The organism is Anaerostipes rhamnosivorans, from assembly GCF_005280655.1.
GTDB classification, from domain to species: Bacteria; Bacillota; Clostridia; order Lachnospirales; family Lachnospiraceae; genus Anaerostipes; species Anaerostipes rhamnosivorans.
Genome location: NZ_CP040058.1, coordinates 95,001 through 110,042 on the forward strand (window position 1 = coordinate 95,001; position 15,042 = coordinate 110,042).

The 15,042-nt window shown below is 45.1% G+C and carries 9 protein-coding genes, 6 tRNA genes, 1 rRNA gene and 1 riboswitch (1 of these 17 cut by a window edge); of the genes, 15 read left to right on the top strand and 1 reads right to left on the bottom strand.

The window, feature by feature from the left end; genetic code table 11:
- The 13 genes from AR1Y2_RS00470 to rsmI form a co-directional block, all read left to right on the top strand.
- Positions 1-2,814: ribosomal RNA gene (locus tag AR1Y2_RS00470) — 23S ribosomal RNA — on the top strand; it begins 84 nt to the left of the window's first position.
- 141 nt (positions 2,815-2,955) lie between these two features.
- Positions 2,956-3,029: transfer RNA gene (locus AR1Y2_RS00475), tRNA-Asp, on the top strand.
- Positions 3,030-3,064: 35 nt separating this feature from the next.
- Positions 3,065-3,137, top strand: a tRNA-Val gene (locus AR1Y2_RS00480).
- A 10-nt stretch (positions 3,138-3,147) separates the two neighbouring features.
- Positions 3,148-3,220 (top strand) — tRNA-Thr (locus AR1Y2_RS00485).
- A 69-nt stretch (positions 3,221-3,289) separates the two neighbouring features.
- Positions 3,290-3,371, top strand: a tRNA-Tyr gene (locus AR1Y2_RS00490).
- A gap of 6 nt (positions 3,372-3,377) precedes the next feature.
- Positions 3,378-3,451 (top strand) — tRNA-Met (locus AR1Y2_RS00495).
- 153 nt (positions 3,452-3,604) lie between these two features.
- Positions 3,605-3,677: transfer RNA gene (locus AR1Y2_RS00500), tRNA-Phe, on the top strand.
- A 169-nt stretch (positions 3,678-3,846) separates the two neighbouring features.
- On the top strand, positions 3,847-5,226 hold the full coding sequence (locus AR1Y2_RS00505; protein ID WP_137327201.1) for an aminotransferase class I/II-fold pyridoxal phosphate-dependent enzyme: 1,380 nt from the start codon (positions 3,847-3,849) through the stop codon (positions 5,224-5,226).
- A 1-nt stretch (position 5,227) separates the two neighbouring features.
- A complete protein-coding gene (tmk, locus tag AR1Y2_RS00510) occupies positions 5,228-5,875 on the top strand; it encodes a dTMP kinase (RefSeq protein ID WP_243118811.1) in 648 nt (215 codons plus the stop codon).
- Positions 5,862-6,854, top strand: coding sequence for a DNA polymerase III subunit delta' (gene holB, locus AR1Y2_RS00515; RefSeq protein WP_175403546.1), 993 nt, complete (start codon positions 5,862-5,864; stop codon positions 6,852-6,854). The genes tmk and holB overlap by 14 nt, the downstream gene beginning before the upstream one ends.
- Positions 6,848-7,714 carry a PSP1 domain-containing protein gene (locus AR1Y2_RS00520; protein WP_137327204.1) on the top strand — a complete coding sequence of 289 codons (867 nt, stop codon included), beginning with the start codon at positions 6,848-6,850 and terminating at the stop codon, positions 7,712-7,714. The genes holB and AR1Y2_RS00520 overlap by 7 nt, the downstream gene beginning before the upstream one ends.
- Positions 7,704-8,456, top strand: a complete 753-nt coding sequence (locus tag AR1Y2_RS00525) for a tRNA1(Val) (adenine(37)-N6)-methyltransferase (protein ID WP_137327205.1) — start codon at positions 7,704-7,706, stop codon at positions 8,454-8,456. Before AR1Y2_RS00520 ends, AR1Y2_RS00525 begins: the two co-directional genes overlap by 11 nt.
- Complete coding sequence (gene rsmI / locus AR1Y2_RS00530; protein ID WP_137327206.1) at positions 8,457-9,308, top strand: 16S rRNA (cytidine(1402)-2'-O)-methyltransferase; 852 nt, start codon at positions 8,457-8,459, stop codon at positions 9,306-9,308.
- A gap of 53 nt (positions 9,309-9,361) precedes the next feature.
- On the opposite strand, the gene AR1Y2_RS00535 is transcribed toward rsmI, so the two are convergent.
- Complete coding sequence (locus AR1Y2_RS00535) at positions 9,362-9,625, bottom strand: AbrB/MazE/SpoVT family DNA-binding domain-containing protein (RefSeq protein ID WP_006567976.1); 264 nt, start codon at positions 9,623-9,625, stop codon at positions 9,362-9,364.
- 141 nt (positions 9,626-9,766) lie between these two features.
- On the opposite strand from AR1Y2_RS00535, the gene AR1Y2_RS00540 reads away from it, so the two are divergent.
- Both AR1Y2_RS00540 and AR1Y2_RS00545 read left to right on the top strand, forming a co-directional pair.
- A complete protein-coding gene (locus AR1Y2_RS00540) occupies positions 9,767-10,348 on the top strand; it encodes a nucleoside recognition protein (RefSeq protein ID WP_137327207.1) in 582 nt (193 codons plus the stop codon).
- Positions 10,349-10,396: 48 nt separating this feature from the next.
- Positions 10,397-10,489, top strand: a riboswitch (cyclic di-GMP riboswitch).
- 81 nt (positions 10,490-10,570) lie between these two features.
- Positions 10,571-14,671, top strand: coding sequence for an MSCRAMM family protein (locus AR1Y2_RS00545; protein WP_137327208.1), 4,101 nt, complete (start codon positions 10,571-10,573; stop codon positions 14,669-14,671).
- The last annotated feature ends 371 nt before the right edge of the window (positions 14,672-15,042 follow it).

A 15,042-nucleotide genomic window follows, 5' to 3' on the forward strand; every position in this document is an offset into this window, starting at 1 on the left:
GGAGCAAATATCCTTTGATCCGCAGATCTCTGAATGGGGAAACCCGGCGGAGGATTCCTCCGTCAGCGTATGGTGAATTCATAGCCATGCGCGGGGAACCCGGGGAACTGAAACATCTAAGTACCCGGAGGAAGAGAAAGAAACCTCGATTTCCAAAGTAGCGGCGAGCGAAATGGAAAAAGCCCAAACCAGGATGCGTGCATCCTGGGGTTCGGACTGCAACATGGGATTATGTATGACAGGAGAGCGGCCTGGGAAGGCCGGCCAGAGAGGGTGAAAGCCCCGTATCCGAAGTCAGAAGTACCCTAGCAGAATCCAGAGTACCACGAGACACGAGAAACCTTGTGGGAATGAGCGGGGACCACCCCGTAAGGCTAAATACTCCTTAGTGACCGATAGCGCATAGTACTGTGAAGGAAAGGTGAAAAGGACCCCGGGAGGGGAGTGAAAGAGAACCTGAAACCCTATGTTTACAAGCTGTGGAACCTCCTTTTGAGAGGAACTGCGTACTTTTTGTAGAACGGTCCGGCGAGTTACCCGTACTGGCAAGGTTAAGGACTTAAGGTCTGGAGCCGAAGTGAAAGCGAGCGTTAAGAGCGCGTTTTAAGTCAGTGAGGGTAGACCCGAAACCGGGTGACCTATCCATGTCCAGGTTGAAGCTTCCGTAAGAGGAAGTGGAGGACCGAACCCACATCCGTTGAAAAGGGTGGGGATGAGGTGTGGATAGCGGAGAAATTCCAATCGAACCCGGAGATAGCTGGTTCTCCTCGAAATAGCTTTAGGGCTAGCCTCTGGTAAGAGTCTGGTGGAGGTAGAGCACTGAATTGTCTAGGGGGCGTCAAAGCTTACCAAAACATATCAAACTCCGAATGCCATACAGATGATGCCAGGGAGTCAGACTGTACGAGATAAGTTGGACAGTCGAAAGGGAAACAGCCCAGACCACCAGCTAAGGTCCCAAAGTACGTGTTAAGTGGAAAAGGATGTGGGATTTCAGAGACAACTAGGACGTTGGCTTAGAAGCAGCCATACATTGAAAGAGTGCGTAATAGCTCACTAGTCGAGAGATCCTGCGCCGAAAATGTCCGGGGCTAAAACACGACACCGAAGCTGTGGAATGTATTGATACATTGGTAGAGGAGCATTGTAAACGGGATGAAGCCATACCGTAAGGAGTGGTGGACTGTTTAGAAGAGAGAATGCCGGAATGAGTAGCGAGAGGAAGGTGAGAATCCTTCCGGCCGAATATCTAAGGTTTCCAGAGTAAAGCTGATCTGCTCTGGGTAAGTCGGGACCTAAGGCGAGGGCGAGAGCCGTAGTCGATGGACAACTGGTTGAAATTCCAGTACCGCATAAAAACAGAACTGTGGGGACACAGAAGGGAAATGGGAGCCAGGAATGGAAAGACTGGCGCAAGCAGAGGAGCCGTATGGGAGGAAAATCCCTCATGCAAGGCAAAGCTGTGACGCGGACCGAACAAAAGTAGGGAAGCCCAGGCCCCCGGCTGTCAAGAAAAGCCACTATTGTTTTTTATGCGCCCGTACCGTAAACCGACACAGGTGGATGAGGAGAGAATCCTAAGGCCGACGGGAGAAGTGTTGTTAAGGAACTCGGCAAAATGACTCCGTAACTTCGGGAGAAGGAGTGCCATCGAAAGATGGCCGCAGAGAATTGGCCCAAGCAACTGTTTAGCAAAAACACAGGTCTATGCAAAACCGCAAGGTGAAGTATATGGGCTGACGCCTGCCCGGTGCTGGAAGGTTAAGGGGAGGGCTTAGCGAGTGATCGCGAAGGTCTGAACTTAAGCCCCAGTAAACGGCGGCCGTAACTATAACGGTCCTAAGGTAGCGAAATTCCTTGTCGGGTAAGTTCCGACCCGCACGAAAGGCGTAATGATTTGGGCACTGTCTCAACAACACACCCGGTGAAATTGAAATACCAGTGAAGATGCTGGTTACCTGCGCCAGGACGGAAAGACCCCATGGAGCTTTACTCCAGCTTGATACTGGGATTCGGTACTGCATGTACAGGATAGGTGGGAGGCTGTGAAGGAAGGACGCCAGTCCTTCTGGAGCCGCTGTTGGGATACCACCCTTGCAGTATTGGATTTCTAACCAACAGCCGTGATCCGGCTGGGGGACAATGTCAGGTGGGGAGTTTGACTGGGGCGGTCGCCTCCGAAAGGGTATCGGAGGCGCTCAAAGGTCTTCTCAGAATGGTCGGAAACCATTCGCAGAGTGCAAAGGCAGAAGAAGGCTTGACTGTGACACCGACGGGTGGAGCAGGTACGAAAGTAGGACTTAGTGATCCGGTGGTATAACGTGGGATTGCCATCGCTCAACGGATAAAAGCTACCCTGGGGATAACAGGCTTATCACTCCCAAGAGTTCACATCGACGGAGTGGTTTGGCACCTCGATGTCGGCTCATCGCATCCTGGAGCTGTAGCAGGTTCCAAGGGTTGGGCTGTTCGCCCATTAAAGCGGTACGCGAGCTGGGTTCAGAACGTCGTGAGACAGTTCGGTCCCTATCCGGCGCAGGCGGAGGAAATTTGATAGGAGCTGTCCTTAGTACGAGAGGACCGGGATGGACGGACCACTGGTGGATCTGTTGTATTACCAAATGCATAGCAGAGTAGCCAAGTCTGGAAGGGATAAACGCTGAAGGCATCTAAGCGTGAAGCCCCCCTAAAGATAAGATTTCCCATAGAGTAATCTAGTAAGACCCCTTGAAGACGACGAGGTAGATAGGGCAGAGGTGGAAGTGCGGCAACGTATGGAGCTGACTGTTACTAATCGGTCGAGGCTTTAACCAAAGAAGGTAAGGAAGATGTTTGATGAAAGGTTCTGTATGTAGTTTTGAAGGTATATTTTGTATCTCAACATAAAAAATGAAACATAAGAAATAAAAACTGTATTGGTTCTTACTTCTTAGTTTTTGTTTTTTGTAAAGATTTGGCCCGGTGGCTCAGCCGGTTAGAGCGCCGCCCTGTCACGGCGGAGGTCGTGGGTTCGATTCCCATCCGGGTCGCTTTTCCTTATTATTAAGGATTTATATATAAATTTGGGATCATAGCTCAGCTGGGAGAGCATCTGCCTTACAAGCAGAGGGTCATAGGTTCGAGCCCTATTGGTCCCATTTTTTATCAGCCGTTGTGGCTCAATTGGCAGAGCAGCTGATTTGTAATCAGCAGGTTACCGGTTCAAGTCCGGTCAACGGCTCTCATAGAAGCATATAAAATGCATTTTTATGTTTGAGTTTTATGCTGAAATGGTATAATATATGAGTATGGTGGGATTCCCGAGTGGCCAAAGGGGGCAGACTGTAAATCTGTTGGCAACGCCTTCGAAGGTTCGAATCCTTCTCCCACCATTTTAGCGCGGGGTGGAGCAGTCTGGTAGCTCGTCGGGCTCATAACCCGAAGGTCGTTGGTTCAAATCCGGCCCCCGCAACTTCCAGTTGCATTTAAGTGTGCACATATTAAAATAAATAAGGCTGGTCATTTATGGTCAGAATTATTTATTTTTAATGTTTTATAGGCAGAAATGCCTTGAACAGAGAATTTCTTTATTCTAAGTACACGGACTGATTAAGTTAATACACCTGCCCAGATAGCTCAGTCGGTAGAGCAGAGGACTGAAAATCCTCGTGTCGCTGGTTCGATTCCGGCTCTGGGCATCTTAAAGTTCTGATATGATCAGGACTTTTTTTTGTTCCATAGGAAAGTTCTCTCTATGGAACAAAAAAGCCCTCCGGGCATGATGCACACAAATGCGTGAGGAAAAAGGTCTTGGAATCTCCTCTGTGTCTATGATAGAATAGGATAAAATGAGGCTAAATAAAACATATGAATTATCCTATTTATGATAAATTAAAACAACTGAATAAGGAAGACGTTTATCCATTTCATATGCCAGGACATAAAAGGCAGAAGCAATCTATTATGGAAGGCGATGCCGTCTTTGCGCTGGATACTACAGAAATCACTGGTTTTGATGACCTGCATCATCCGGAAGGCATGATTAAAGAATCAATGGAGTATGTCCGACATATATATGGAAGTAAGGAAAGTTATTTCCTGATCAACAGCAGCACTGCGGGGATTTTGTCGGCTGTAACTGCGGCTTGCAGATACGGGGACAAGATTCTAATCAGCAGGAATTGCCATAAGTCTGTATATCATGCGATATCCCTGCTGGGCCTTCGTCCTGTCTACTTATATCCAGACATTAAACAGGATATTTGCACTGGTATTACATCATATCAGGTTAGGGAGATTCTCAACCGGGAAAATGGGATCAAAGCTGCGGTAATTGTATCTCCCACTTATGAAGGGATCGTTTCAGATATTAGAGGGATTGCCAAAGTGCTCCATGAACGTAACGTTCCGCTGATTGTAGATGAGGCCCACGGGGCCCATTTCATATTCCACAGTAGATTTCCGGAAAGCGCGGTTTCACAGGGGGCGGATGCAGTAATCCAGAGCCTGCACAAGACTTTGCCTTCTTTGACACAGACCGGCCTTTTACACATTTGCGGCAGCCGCATAAGAAAAAGAGAAATAGAACAGGCTTTAACTACATTCCAGAGCAGCAGTCCATCCTATATTTTAATGGCATCGATTGATTACTGCGTCAGGAAATGTGCTGGCAGCCCCCAGCTTTTTGAGGATTATATACAGAATTTGAAAGAGATTCGGACAAGGCTGGACCAAATGAGGCATCTCAAGCTATTGAAAACAGATGATCCTGGAAAACTGGTGATCCAGACCGGAAATACAGATTTGACCGGAAAAAAGTTGTTTGATATTTTAAGGATGCAGTATAAAATGGAGTTGGAGATGTCCGAGATCCCGTACGCAATTGCAATGACCAGCATATGTGACTCAAGGGAGGCATTGGACCGGCTGTGCAGTGCACTGATAGAAATAGACGGCAGCTTGAAGGATACTGAAGAAAATCATGAAACTTTTAATATAATAAATGAGTTGGTTTTGACTCCTTATGAGGCAAAAATCAGGGATAGAAAACGGATACGCTTAGAGCAGGCAGCCGGAGAGATCAGTGCGGAATATGTATTTTTGTATCCTCCGGGTATTCCTGTGATCGTACCGGGAGAGAGGATTTCAGGAGACGCCATAAAGAAAATACTGAAGTACCGGGAACAAAAAATGAATCTGATCGGCCTCGATGAGGAGCATATTTATACAGTGGATGAAAGGGTTTGACATGGGAATATTTATAACAATGGAAGGACCGGACGGTGCCGGGAAGTCTACACAGATTGATTTACTAAGAGGCTACTTATTGGAGAGAGGGTATGATATAATAGTATGCAGGGAACCAGGCGGTACAGTTATCAGCGAAGCGATCCGGGAAGTCATTCTTAATAAGGATTACAAAAACATGGGGCATATGACGGAGCTTCTTTTATATGCGGCGGCCAGGGCCCAGTTGGTGGAAGAAGTGATACAGCCTGCTCTGGAGGAGGGAAAAGTGGTCATCTGTGACCGGTTTATTGAGTCCTCGGCAGTATATCAGGGAATCGCAAGAGGGATGGGAATTGATCTGGTATATGAGATCAACCAGTTTGCAGTGGGCAGCACCATGCCCGATATCACTATTCTTTTGGATATTGATGCTGAGACTGGCATCGGAAGAAAGAAAAAGCAGGCAGAACTGGACCGGATGGAATCAGAGAAGCTGGAATTCCATAAGAAGGTTGTAGAGGGTTACCGGCTTTTGGCCGAGAGAGATAAGAATAGAATGGTTAAGATTGACGGAAGGAATTCCATAGAGGAGATTCACCGTCAGATAAAGGGAGCAGTTAATAATACCTTATTAAGGGATGGAAGAGGATGCGATGAAGAGTTTTGATAACGTGGTTGGGCATAAGAAGATTATTCAACATTTTGAAGAGGCTGTTCAGACCGGGCAGATTTCACATGCATATCTGTTGAATGGTGAAGACGGTTCAGGAAAGATGACTTTGGCGAAGGCCTTTGCCAAAACGTTACTGTGTGAATCCCATGACGGCTGTGGTGAGTGCACGGCCTGCCGCCAGGTGGATACAGGGAATCACCCGGACCTGATTTACATTACACATGAAAAGTATGAGATCCGCGTGGATGAGATCCGAAAGGGAATTAATGAGACGATCGGCATTAAACCGTACAGCAGTGACTATAAGATCTATGTTGTGGATGATGCGGACCGTATGAATGTTGGAGCCCAGAATGCTCTGCTAAAAACGTTGGAGGAACCGCCGGAGTATGCAGTGATCCTGCTTTTGACAAACAACAAGGACCGCCTTTTGGAGACGATTCTGTCACGGTGTGTATGCATGTCACTGGGAACGGTTCCTGAGGATCAGATCCGTGAGTATTTGCAAAAGAATACAGATGCAGATGAGGACATGGTTGATTTCGCAGTGTCGTTTTCATTGGGGAATTTGGGGAAAGCTATCCATGTAGCCACAACAAAAGAGTTTCACGATATGCTCAATGAGGCACTGGGGATGCTTGGTTATATCCATCATGTTGAGCTTCATGAGATGATTTCTTATCTGAAGACATTGACTAAATACAAAGAACAGATTTATGATTTTCTTGACATTATGACAGACTGGTACAGGGATATGCTGATTCTGAAAACTACAGGGTCTGTCAATCACCTGATTTTTAAGGACAAGTACCGCCAGCTGAAGGAACAGGAGATTTATATTACATTTGAAGGCCTGACCCATATCATGGATGAGATACAAAAGGCCAGAGTACGCCTGAACGCGAACGTGAATTTTGAAGTGACCATGGAGATGTTGCTTCTTACGATGAAGGAGAATGGAAAAGTATGGTAGAAGTAGTTGGGGTGCGTTTCCGGACTGCCGGGAAAGTATATTTTTTTGACCCAAAGAAATTCGATATAAAACAGGGTGACCATGTTATTGTGGAGACTGCCCGCGGTGTGGAATACGGCAGGGTTGTCATTGCAAGAAAGAAGGTAGAAAAGGATTCTATCTCCGACGAATTAAAGCCAGTGCTGAGAATTGCCACAAAGGAAGATAGGGAAGCTGCCCTTGAGAATATGAAAAAGGAAAAAGAAGCGTTTTCAATCTGTACCCAGAAGATCCGTGAACATAAACTTGAGATGAAACTGGTAGCTACAGAGTATACGTTTGATAACAATAAGGTGTTGTTTTATTTTACGGCAGATGGAAGAGTTGACTTTAGGGAATTGGTAAAAGACCTTGCATCTATCTTTAGAACAAGGATTGAGCTTCGCCAGATTGGTGTGAGAGATGAAGCCAAGATGCTGGGAGGGATCGGAATCTGCGGTAGAGCACTGTGTTGCAGTTCTTATCTGTCAGAGTTTATTCCGGTTTCTATTAAGATGGCTAAAGAACAGAGCCTATCTCTGAATCCAACAAAGATTTCAGGGGTCTGCGGGCGTCTGATGTGCTGTCTGAAAAACGAGCAGGAGACTTACGAATATTTGAACAAAAAGCTTCCGAACATCGGGGATGTGGTGAAAACTGCGGACGGCCGTACCGGTGAAGTACAGAGAGTCAATATCTTAAGGCAGAACGTGAAGCTGATCGTAGTAGATGACAATGGGGATAAAGAGATCGTTGAGTATAAGCTGGATGACCTGAACTATCACCCAAAAGGCGGAAGAAAAAGACGGGGAAAGGGCAATCAGAAGAATTATGAAAATTGAGCTTCAAGATGGGGAACGTCTGGACGATCTGGGCATCAAGGGTTATCAGATCATTCAAAAAAGAGATGGATTCTGTTTTGGAATGGACGCGGTTCTTTTGTCCTCCTTTGTCAAAGTAAAAAGGGGAGGGAAGGTACTGGATCTGGGTACTGGAACCGGTATTCTTCCTATTCTTCTGGAGGCTAAGACACCGGGCAGACATTTCACAGGGCTGGAGATCCAGAGTGAGATGGCCAGGATGGCAGAGAGAAGTGCTGCAGCAAACGGCCTGGAAGAAAAGATTGAGATCGTAGAAGGCGACATTACCAAGGCTTCTACGATTTTTTCACATGACAGTTTTGATGTGGTCACATCCAATCCGCCTTACATGGTTGACGATCATGGACTCAAGAATCCTAATGGGGCAAAAGCCATAGCCAGACACGAGATCCTGTGCAAGTTTGAGGATGTGTCAAAGGCTGCCAGGGTCCTTTTAAAGCACAGCGGAAGTTTGTTTTTAGTTCACCGGAGCTACCGGCTGGCAGAGATACTTCACTGCCTGAGAGAAGACGGCTTGGAACCAAAGAGGATCCGTTTTGTCTATCCCTATAGGGATAAGGAGTCTAATATTTTTCTTCTGGAGGCAGTGAAAGGCGGAAGATCCAGAATGAAGGTGGAACCGCCTTTGATCATCTATGAAAAACAGGGCCAGTATACAAAAGAAATTTACGAGATCTATGGATGGAAGCCAGGGGAGGTTTAAATGGCAGGAACATTATATCTATGTGCGACACCGATCGGTAACCTGGAAGATATAACATTCCGGGTATTGGAAACTTTAAAAAACGCAGACCTGATTGCCGCAGAAGATACCAGACACAGTATCAAGCTTTTGAATCATTTTGAGATTAAGACTAAAATGACCAGCTATCACGAATATAACCGGGTGGAGAAGGCACGTTACCTTGTGAAACTTTTAAGTGAGGGAAAAGACATCGCGTTGATCACGGATGCAGGGACTCCGGGGATTTCTGATCCGGGGGAGGAATTGGTGAAGCAGTGTCATGAAAATGGGATTCCAGTGACAGCCCTTCCCGGGGCATGCGCTCTGATCAATGCCCTGATCATTTCAGGACAGCCTACCAGACGGTTTTGCTTTGAGGCATTCCTGCCTGCAGATAAAAAGGAACGGGCTATGGTTTTAAGCCAGCTGAAGGATGAAACAAGAACCATAATCCTGTATGAGGCTCCCCACCGTATGATGAAAACTCTGGAGGAGCTGTATGACGCATTGGGCAACAGAAAGATGACAGTCTGTCGGGAACTGACAAAGAAGCATGAGACAGCGTTTGTTTCAAATATAGAAGAAGTGATTGCGTATTATAGTGAGCATCCGGTAAAGGGAGAATGTGTTCTGGTGATCCAGGGGAGGACCTTTCAGGAGATTGTGAAAGAAAGTCAGGAACAGTATCAGGAATTGGACTTGATGGAACACATGGAAACCTATATGAAAAGAGGCTACACGCAGAAAGAGGCTATGAAGCTGGTAGCCAAGGACCGGGGAGTTGGAAAGAGGGACGTGTACCAAGAATTGCTGAAATATAAAGAGCAGTAATTTAAAAAGAGACATATGAACGTTCATATGTCTCCTAAATATCATCTTTCATTTTATTCTGCAACATTTAAACCAGCAAGCTTGGCTAATTCAATGATAGAACTTTTTGAAACTTTTTTGCCTTTGTACTCAACGAGATCATCCATTTCGCCAGTAAAGATGTCCGCTGGATTGTACTTTTTCAATATGATGGTATCTTCGTCAACGAAGATCTCAAGGGGATCCCTCTCATTCACATCCAGATTACGTCTTAACTCAATTGGTAAAGTAATACGTCCTAGCTCATCAAGCTTTCTTACAATACCTGTACTCTTCATATTCGCTTCCCTCCTTGCAAATTAGTAAACTACTATACCTAACAATATCATACCTCAGAAAGCTTGTCAAATCCGGGCTTTGAAGCATATTACCTTAACACAGGGAATAGGATAAAGTATGAAAGAAAAAGGAGTTTTCCTTTGATCAATTATATATGGAGTGTCTTAATTTTAGCAGGTATCTTAATAGGAAGTATTAACGGCAATCTGAATGCAGTTTCAGACACGATTCTGGATTCCTCCAAGGAGGCTGTACAACTCTGTATTCTTATGTTCGGTGTTGTAGGGGTATGGTCCGGCATTATGAATGTTGCGGTTTCTCTCGGGCTGGTGAAAAAGCTTGAGAGGCTGATCGCGCCGTTTTTAAGGCTGCTGTTTCCGAGATTAAGGGATAAGGAAGCGAAAGAATACATCAGCACGAATATCGTGGCCAATCTTCTGGGACTGGGCTGGGCAGCCACGCCTTCAGGAATCAAAGCGATGAAGGCTCTGGATAGAATCAACCCTCATAAGGGAACTGCAACCAGAGAAATGTGCATGTTTTTAATTTTGAATATCTCCTCCCTGCAGCTGATCCCTGTCAACATCATTGTATTCCGAAGTCAGTACGGCAGCGTAAATCCAACTGCGATTGTTGCCCCCGCTATAATCGCGACCTTCTGTTCAACCATTGTGGGAATCTTTTTTGCAAAGATCATGGAGAAATTTCAAAAAAGCACTTGATTTATAGCGTCAATTTGTATATGATGAGAATAGGGTAAAGGGAGTAACCAAATAAATAGGCAAAGCTGCCGAAAGGCAGTGACGCAAAGCTATAGGGGCTATATTGTATAGGGAGTACAGTCGTGCCAGCCAGCTGCCTCATAAATTATTATTTATGTGTAGATTGAGAATCCATAGGATTTTCGGTCTTTTTTATTTCATATAATTAATGGGGGTATAAAAATGAATAAAAAAGTAAGGAAAGGTCTTGCGATCCTTGCAACATTTGTGCTGACTGTATCTTTTATTGCAGGAAACGGCGCTTTTAGCAGTGTATATGCACAGGAGACAGGAACAGCGAGTACAGCAGATCAAAACACTTCTACATCTGAAGCTTCTTCTGCGACAGAAGAAGTATCTACAACAGCCACGGAGTCTGCCACAACAGCAGAGCCAAAGGCCAATACAGAGAGCACTGCCAAATCCACCACGGAGCAGAGCACTGCATCTGTAACAGCAGTTCAGAAAAAAACAGCCGCAAAGTCTGTAAAAAAGGCTTCAGAGCCTGCAGTGACAAACGGCGATTTTACCAAATATTTAACTAAATTTGCATTTACCGACCATGAAGGAAAAGAGTTTTCGCAGTCACATCCTGTCACAAAGGACAGCAATGTGATCATCAGGTATGAGTTTAAGATCCCCAATGATATAACAATCCAGGGAGGATCCACTTTTATCCTGAAGATGCCAAACGTTTTTCACCTTGATGGTTTAGGCGGCGTTGCGCAGAAGCTGAATAAACAGCAGGCGGGTAATGTAGAAGACGTTCCCAACTGGAAAGTCAACCGTGACTCTACTATCATGGTCACATTCCCAAAGACATTGACAGAGTCTAATATTGAAGGATTCATGGAGATTAACTGCAGCGTTGATGCAGATAAATTAAAAGACGAGACCATTATTTTTGATCTGGGACAGCTTGAGGGATACGGAGAAGAATTTGAGACTGACTATAAACCGGAAGTAACGAAGAAAAGCCCGGAAGTGGCAAAGTCAGGCTCCTTAAACAGAGAGGACCAGACTGTCACATGGACAATCACGGCAAAACCGGATGCATCCGATAAGAACCTGGAGGGCTACACACTTACCGACGTATTTTATAAAAATGCCCAGACAGGAACCGCAAAGTATCAGTCCTATGTAAAAGGTTCCATGAAGCTTGACGGAGTCCAGGCAGCAGATCCTGAGGTCTCAGACAATGGATGGAAGTATACATTTGGAAAGGTCAGTGACGGAAAGCACACTCTTACCTATAAGACAAAATTAACAGATGAGTTTTTCGACATTCATTATAATAGCGGCGGCGCTGCTGATTTATCCGGAGGTGTTGCTAACACTGTTACCATAAAAACGAAGGATGGAAAAGGTGAGGCTTCAGCCAATGCTTCTGTGAAGGCTGTAAGATATGCGTTCTGGAAAAATAAAAGTGCATCCAACAATGTAGGATATGATGAAACAGAAAAGAAACCCTATCTTGGATTTCAATTAAAAGGCAATTATGATGCAGCGGGCAAGAAGCTCCCTGTAACTCTTACAGATAAGCTTCCGGAAGGAACAGTCCTAATGGAAAAGGATGGAGAGCTCATCGTGCAGTATGGCAAAGACACAGCATTGAAGCTTACCAAAGCATCTGGCCAGACACTTGAGGTGAATGAATATACTTATAATGAATCAACAAGAGAATTTAAGATAGCTCTGGATCCCGATGCCAGCGGCAAAGATGTCTTTGTTAACTACAAGATCTGGCTGTCTACAGAGACGGCAGTCAAAGCCGGAAAGATTAGAAATACGGCAACGATGACGGTTGGTGATCATGTGAGTATTTCTGATTGGGAAGATTCTAACTGGGGAGTCGGCTATCAGGAAGGCAAACTCGGACTTAAAAAATCTGGTGCCTTTGCCAGAGTGGATAATGATAATACCATCAAATGGACGGTTACCATTAATGAAAATCCTACAAAGACGGTAAATACAGATATCAAATTTAAAGATGTCCTGCCGGAAAGCCTGGAATATGTAGACGGCTCTTTTAATGCAAATTATAAAGGCAAAAATGATAAAAACGTCCAGGTAAATGGAAACGAATTAAACTATACGATCAAAGACCTTGGAAAAAACAAATGCACCATCACGTATACTACAAAGATCAAAGGCGGTGCACTCCAGTTTACTCAGAAAGCAGACGGAAGCTCACCTTCAATCTCTTTTAAGAATCATGTGTATCTTGAGTGGGATGGAAACAAACAGGATATTATAGGAACTGGAACAGTCAACATCCAGACATTTGTAACAAAAAAAGGAAGCTATAACAGCAGTAAGGATCAGTTTGACTGGACCATTTGGCTCAGATCAAAAGGTCTTTATATCCATAACATGACGGTCACAGAAAAACTTCCTGAAGGCCACAAGCTGGTGGAAGGAAGCCTCAAGTACGGAAGTACAGTTCTTGGGACAGAGAAAAGCACGGGACAGCCGTACTATGAAGTGAGCGGAAACAATCTCATCATTCATTTTCCAGAATTGATGCTGCCTACGGACCAGAATGATCTGACACTGAGCACGGAGACGGATGAGACAAAAGAAGAGACAAAACCGGAATCTGTAAAGGCGGTAAATGAAGTCAGCGTATCCGCAGATGAGTTTAAATCAGAATTAACAGCAAAAGCAGAAGTAAATGTAAGTTATACTCCGAATGTAGAAAAGACAACATCATATAAAAAAGGAAACTTTGTAGAGTGGACGGTCAATATCAACAAAAATAATGCGGTCCTGACAAAACAGAAAGCGGAGTTGACAGACACACTCCAGCCGGGGTTGGTCTACAGAGAAGGATCTGTAAAACTCTATGATGTGACAGATGGAAATAAAAAAGTCGCCGATGTAGCTGAAGATTATGATGAAACATCAGGAAAGATTGTGTTTACACTTCCGGAAGGCGTCGATCTGGCCCATCAATATAAGATGGTTTTCATCACAGATGTGACAACAGCTACAAAGAATGTAAAGAATACAGTCACATTTGATGCCAGTGCCAAAGAGACAAAAGCTACCAGCGGCAGTGTGCCATTGATCTTACAGGGCATGAACAGCGGGCTCACAGGAGACAATATCCGTTTCATCCTCAATAAAACGGATTCTGAAAATCAGGCTCCTTTGGAAGAGGTTGAATTCCAGCTTTACGATCATAACAGAGATAAAGTGGGAACTCCTCTGACCACAGACGCAAAGGGCAGGATTGCCTTTGATGCAGGACTGAAATATGGAAACACCTATTATCTGAAAGAAACAAAAGCGTTAGACGGTTATGTTCTGGACCAAAAAGAATATGAGCTGACCATCGGAGAAAAAGACTCAGGTCAGGTCCTTGTGCAGTTTGACGGCAAGGATTACAAGTTTACTACAGATGAAAACGGAACATTAAATTTTGATTTTACAGTAACCAACGATGCAAAAAGAGGCTCTGTACTGCTTAAGAAGGTTAGCAGTGAGAATGCTTCCGAGTCACTGGAAGGGGCGGAGTTCAGCATTTACAAGGAAAACGGTGAACTGGTAGCACAAGGACTCAGGACTGATGCCCAGGGAATGATCCAGTTTGATTATTTAAGGTTCGGCAGTTATTATTTTCAGGAGACAAAAGCACCGGAAGGATATAACCTGGACGCAGACACAAAATATACTTTTGAGATCAATGACCAGGCCGTGGAGACTCCGGTGACTGTTGAGGCTGAGAATCTCCCGACAAAGGTTGCTGTGCTCAAATTAGATGCACAGACAAAGAAGGCTCTCTCAGGAGCAAAGCTTCAGATCATCAAGGTTCAGGAAGATGGATCAGAGCAGACCGTTGAAGAATGGACTTCCACAGAAGAGGCTCATCAGGTTACAGGGAAACTAATCCCTGGGGAAACGTATTTTCTGCGGGAAACAGAGGCTCCATTTGGATATGAGCTTGCCGAGGATGTAGAGTTTACAGTCGAAGCCGGAGGAGAGCTCCAACAGATCGAGATGTACGACGAACCGTCACCGGAAGATCCATACTATGGAGACAACGAGGAAGAGACATCATCAACTGAGACAACGACAACCACAACAACTTATGAAGAACCAGAAGATTCCTATTACAAGGAAGAGAATAAGACCTCTAAGACTTCCAGTGAATCAGTGACCACTGTAACAGAGTCTGAGGTTTCCAGAACTGGAGACAGAAGTTATACAGCTTTATTCATTTTAGCTGCGGCAGGCGCGGCAGGTGCGGTATGGATCCTTGTAAGGAGAAGACGCAGATAATAAAACTTAACAGGAAAAGGGATACTTACTGAGGCGGACAGTTTCATAAGTATGAGTTATTTACCACTATTTCCGTCGCGCTTTTGAAATGCGCTCCTCCAATAGTGGTAAATAACTATCGTAGGTGGCGCCTTTTGTCTTGCAACAGCCATCTCCAGCAGACATTACGTCCATTTTCACCAGTTCGGAGGCCTTGCATTCGAAGGGACGTTAGTTTTTCTTCTTGAAGTAAAGACTCGTAGGCGGTGCGCATTGCGCAGTGAGGCTGTCTGAGCGTCAGCGAGTTCCGAACGGGCCGCCGGAGAGGCTTTGCTGAAAGTTAGAAAATCTTACGTCCCTGAGACAGCAAGCCGGAGAACTGGTGAAAATGC

Excerpts from the sequence above, each read along its gene's own strand:
- AR1Y2_RS00505 (WP_137327201.1), top strand. The coding sequence starts at position 3,847 with ATGAATTATCCTATTTATGATAAATTAAAACAACTGAATAAGGAAGAC.
- tmk (WP_243118811.1), top strand. The coding sequence starts at position 5,228 with ATGGGAATATTTATAACAATGGAAGGACCGGACGGTGCCGGGAAGTCT.
- holB (WP_175403546.1), top strand. The coding sequence starts at position 5,862 with ATGAAGAGTTTTGATAACGTGGTTGGGCATAAGAAGATTATTCAACAT.
- AR1Y2_RS00520 (WP_137327204.1), top strand. The coding sequence starts at position 6,848 with ATGGTAGAAGTAGTTGGGGTGCGTTTCCGGACTGCCGGGAAAGTATAT.
- AR1Y2_RS00525 (WP_137327205.1), top strand. The coding sequence starts at position 7,704 with ATGAAAATTGAGCTTCAAGATGGGGAACGTCTGGACGATCTGGGCATC.
- rsmI (WP_137327206.1), top strand. The coding sequence starts at position 8,457 with ATGGCAGGAACATTATATCTATGTGCGACACCGATCGGTAACCTGGAA.
- AR1Y2_RS00535 (WP_006567976.1), bottom strand. The coding sequence starts at position 9,625 with ATGAAGAGTACAGGTATTGTAAGAAAGCTTGATGAGCTAGGACGTATT.
- AR1Y2_RS00545 (WP_137327208.1), top strand. The coding sequence starts at position 10,571 with ATGAATAAAAAAGTAAGGAAAGGTCTTGCGATCCTTGCAACATTTGTG.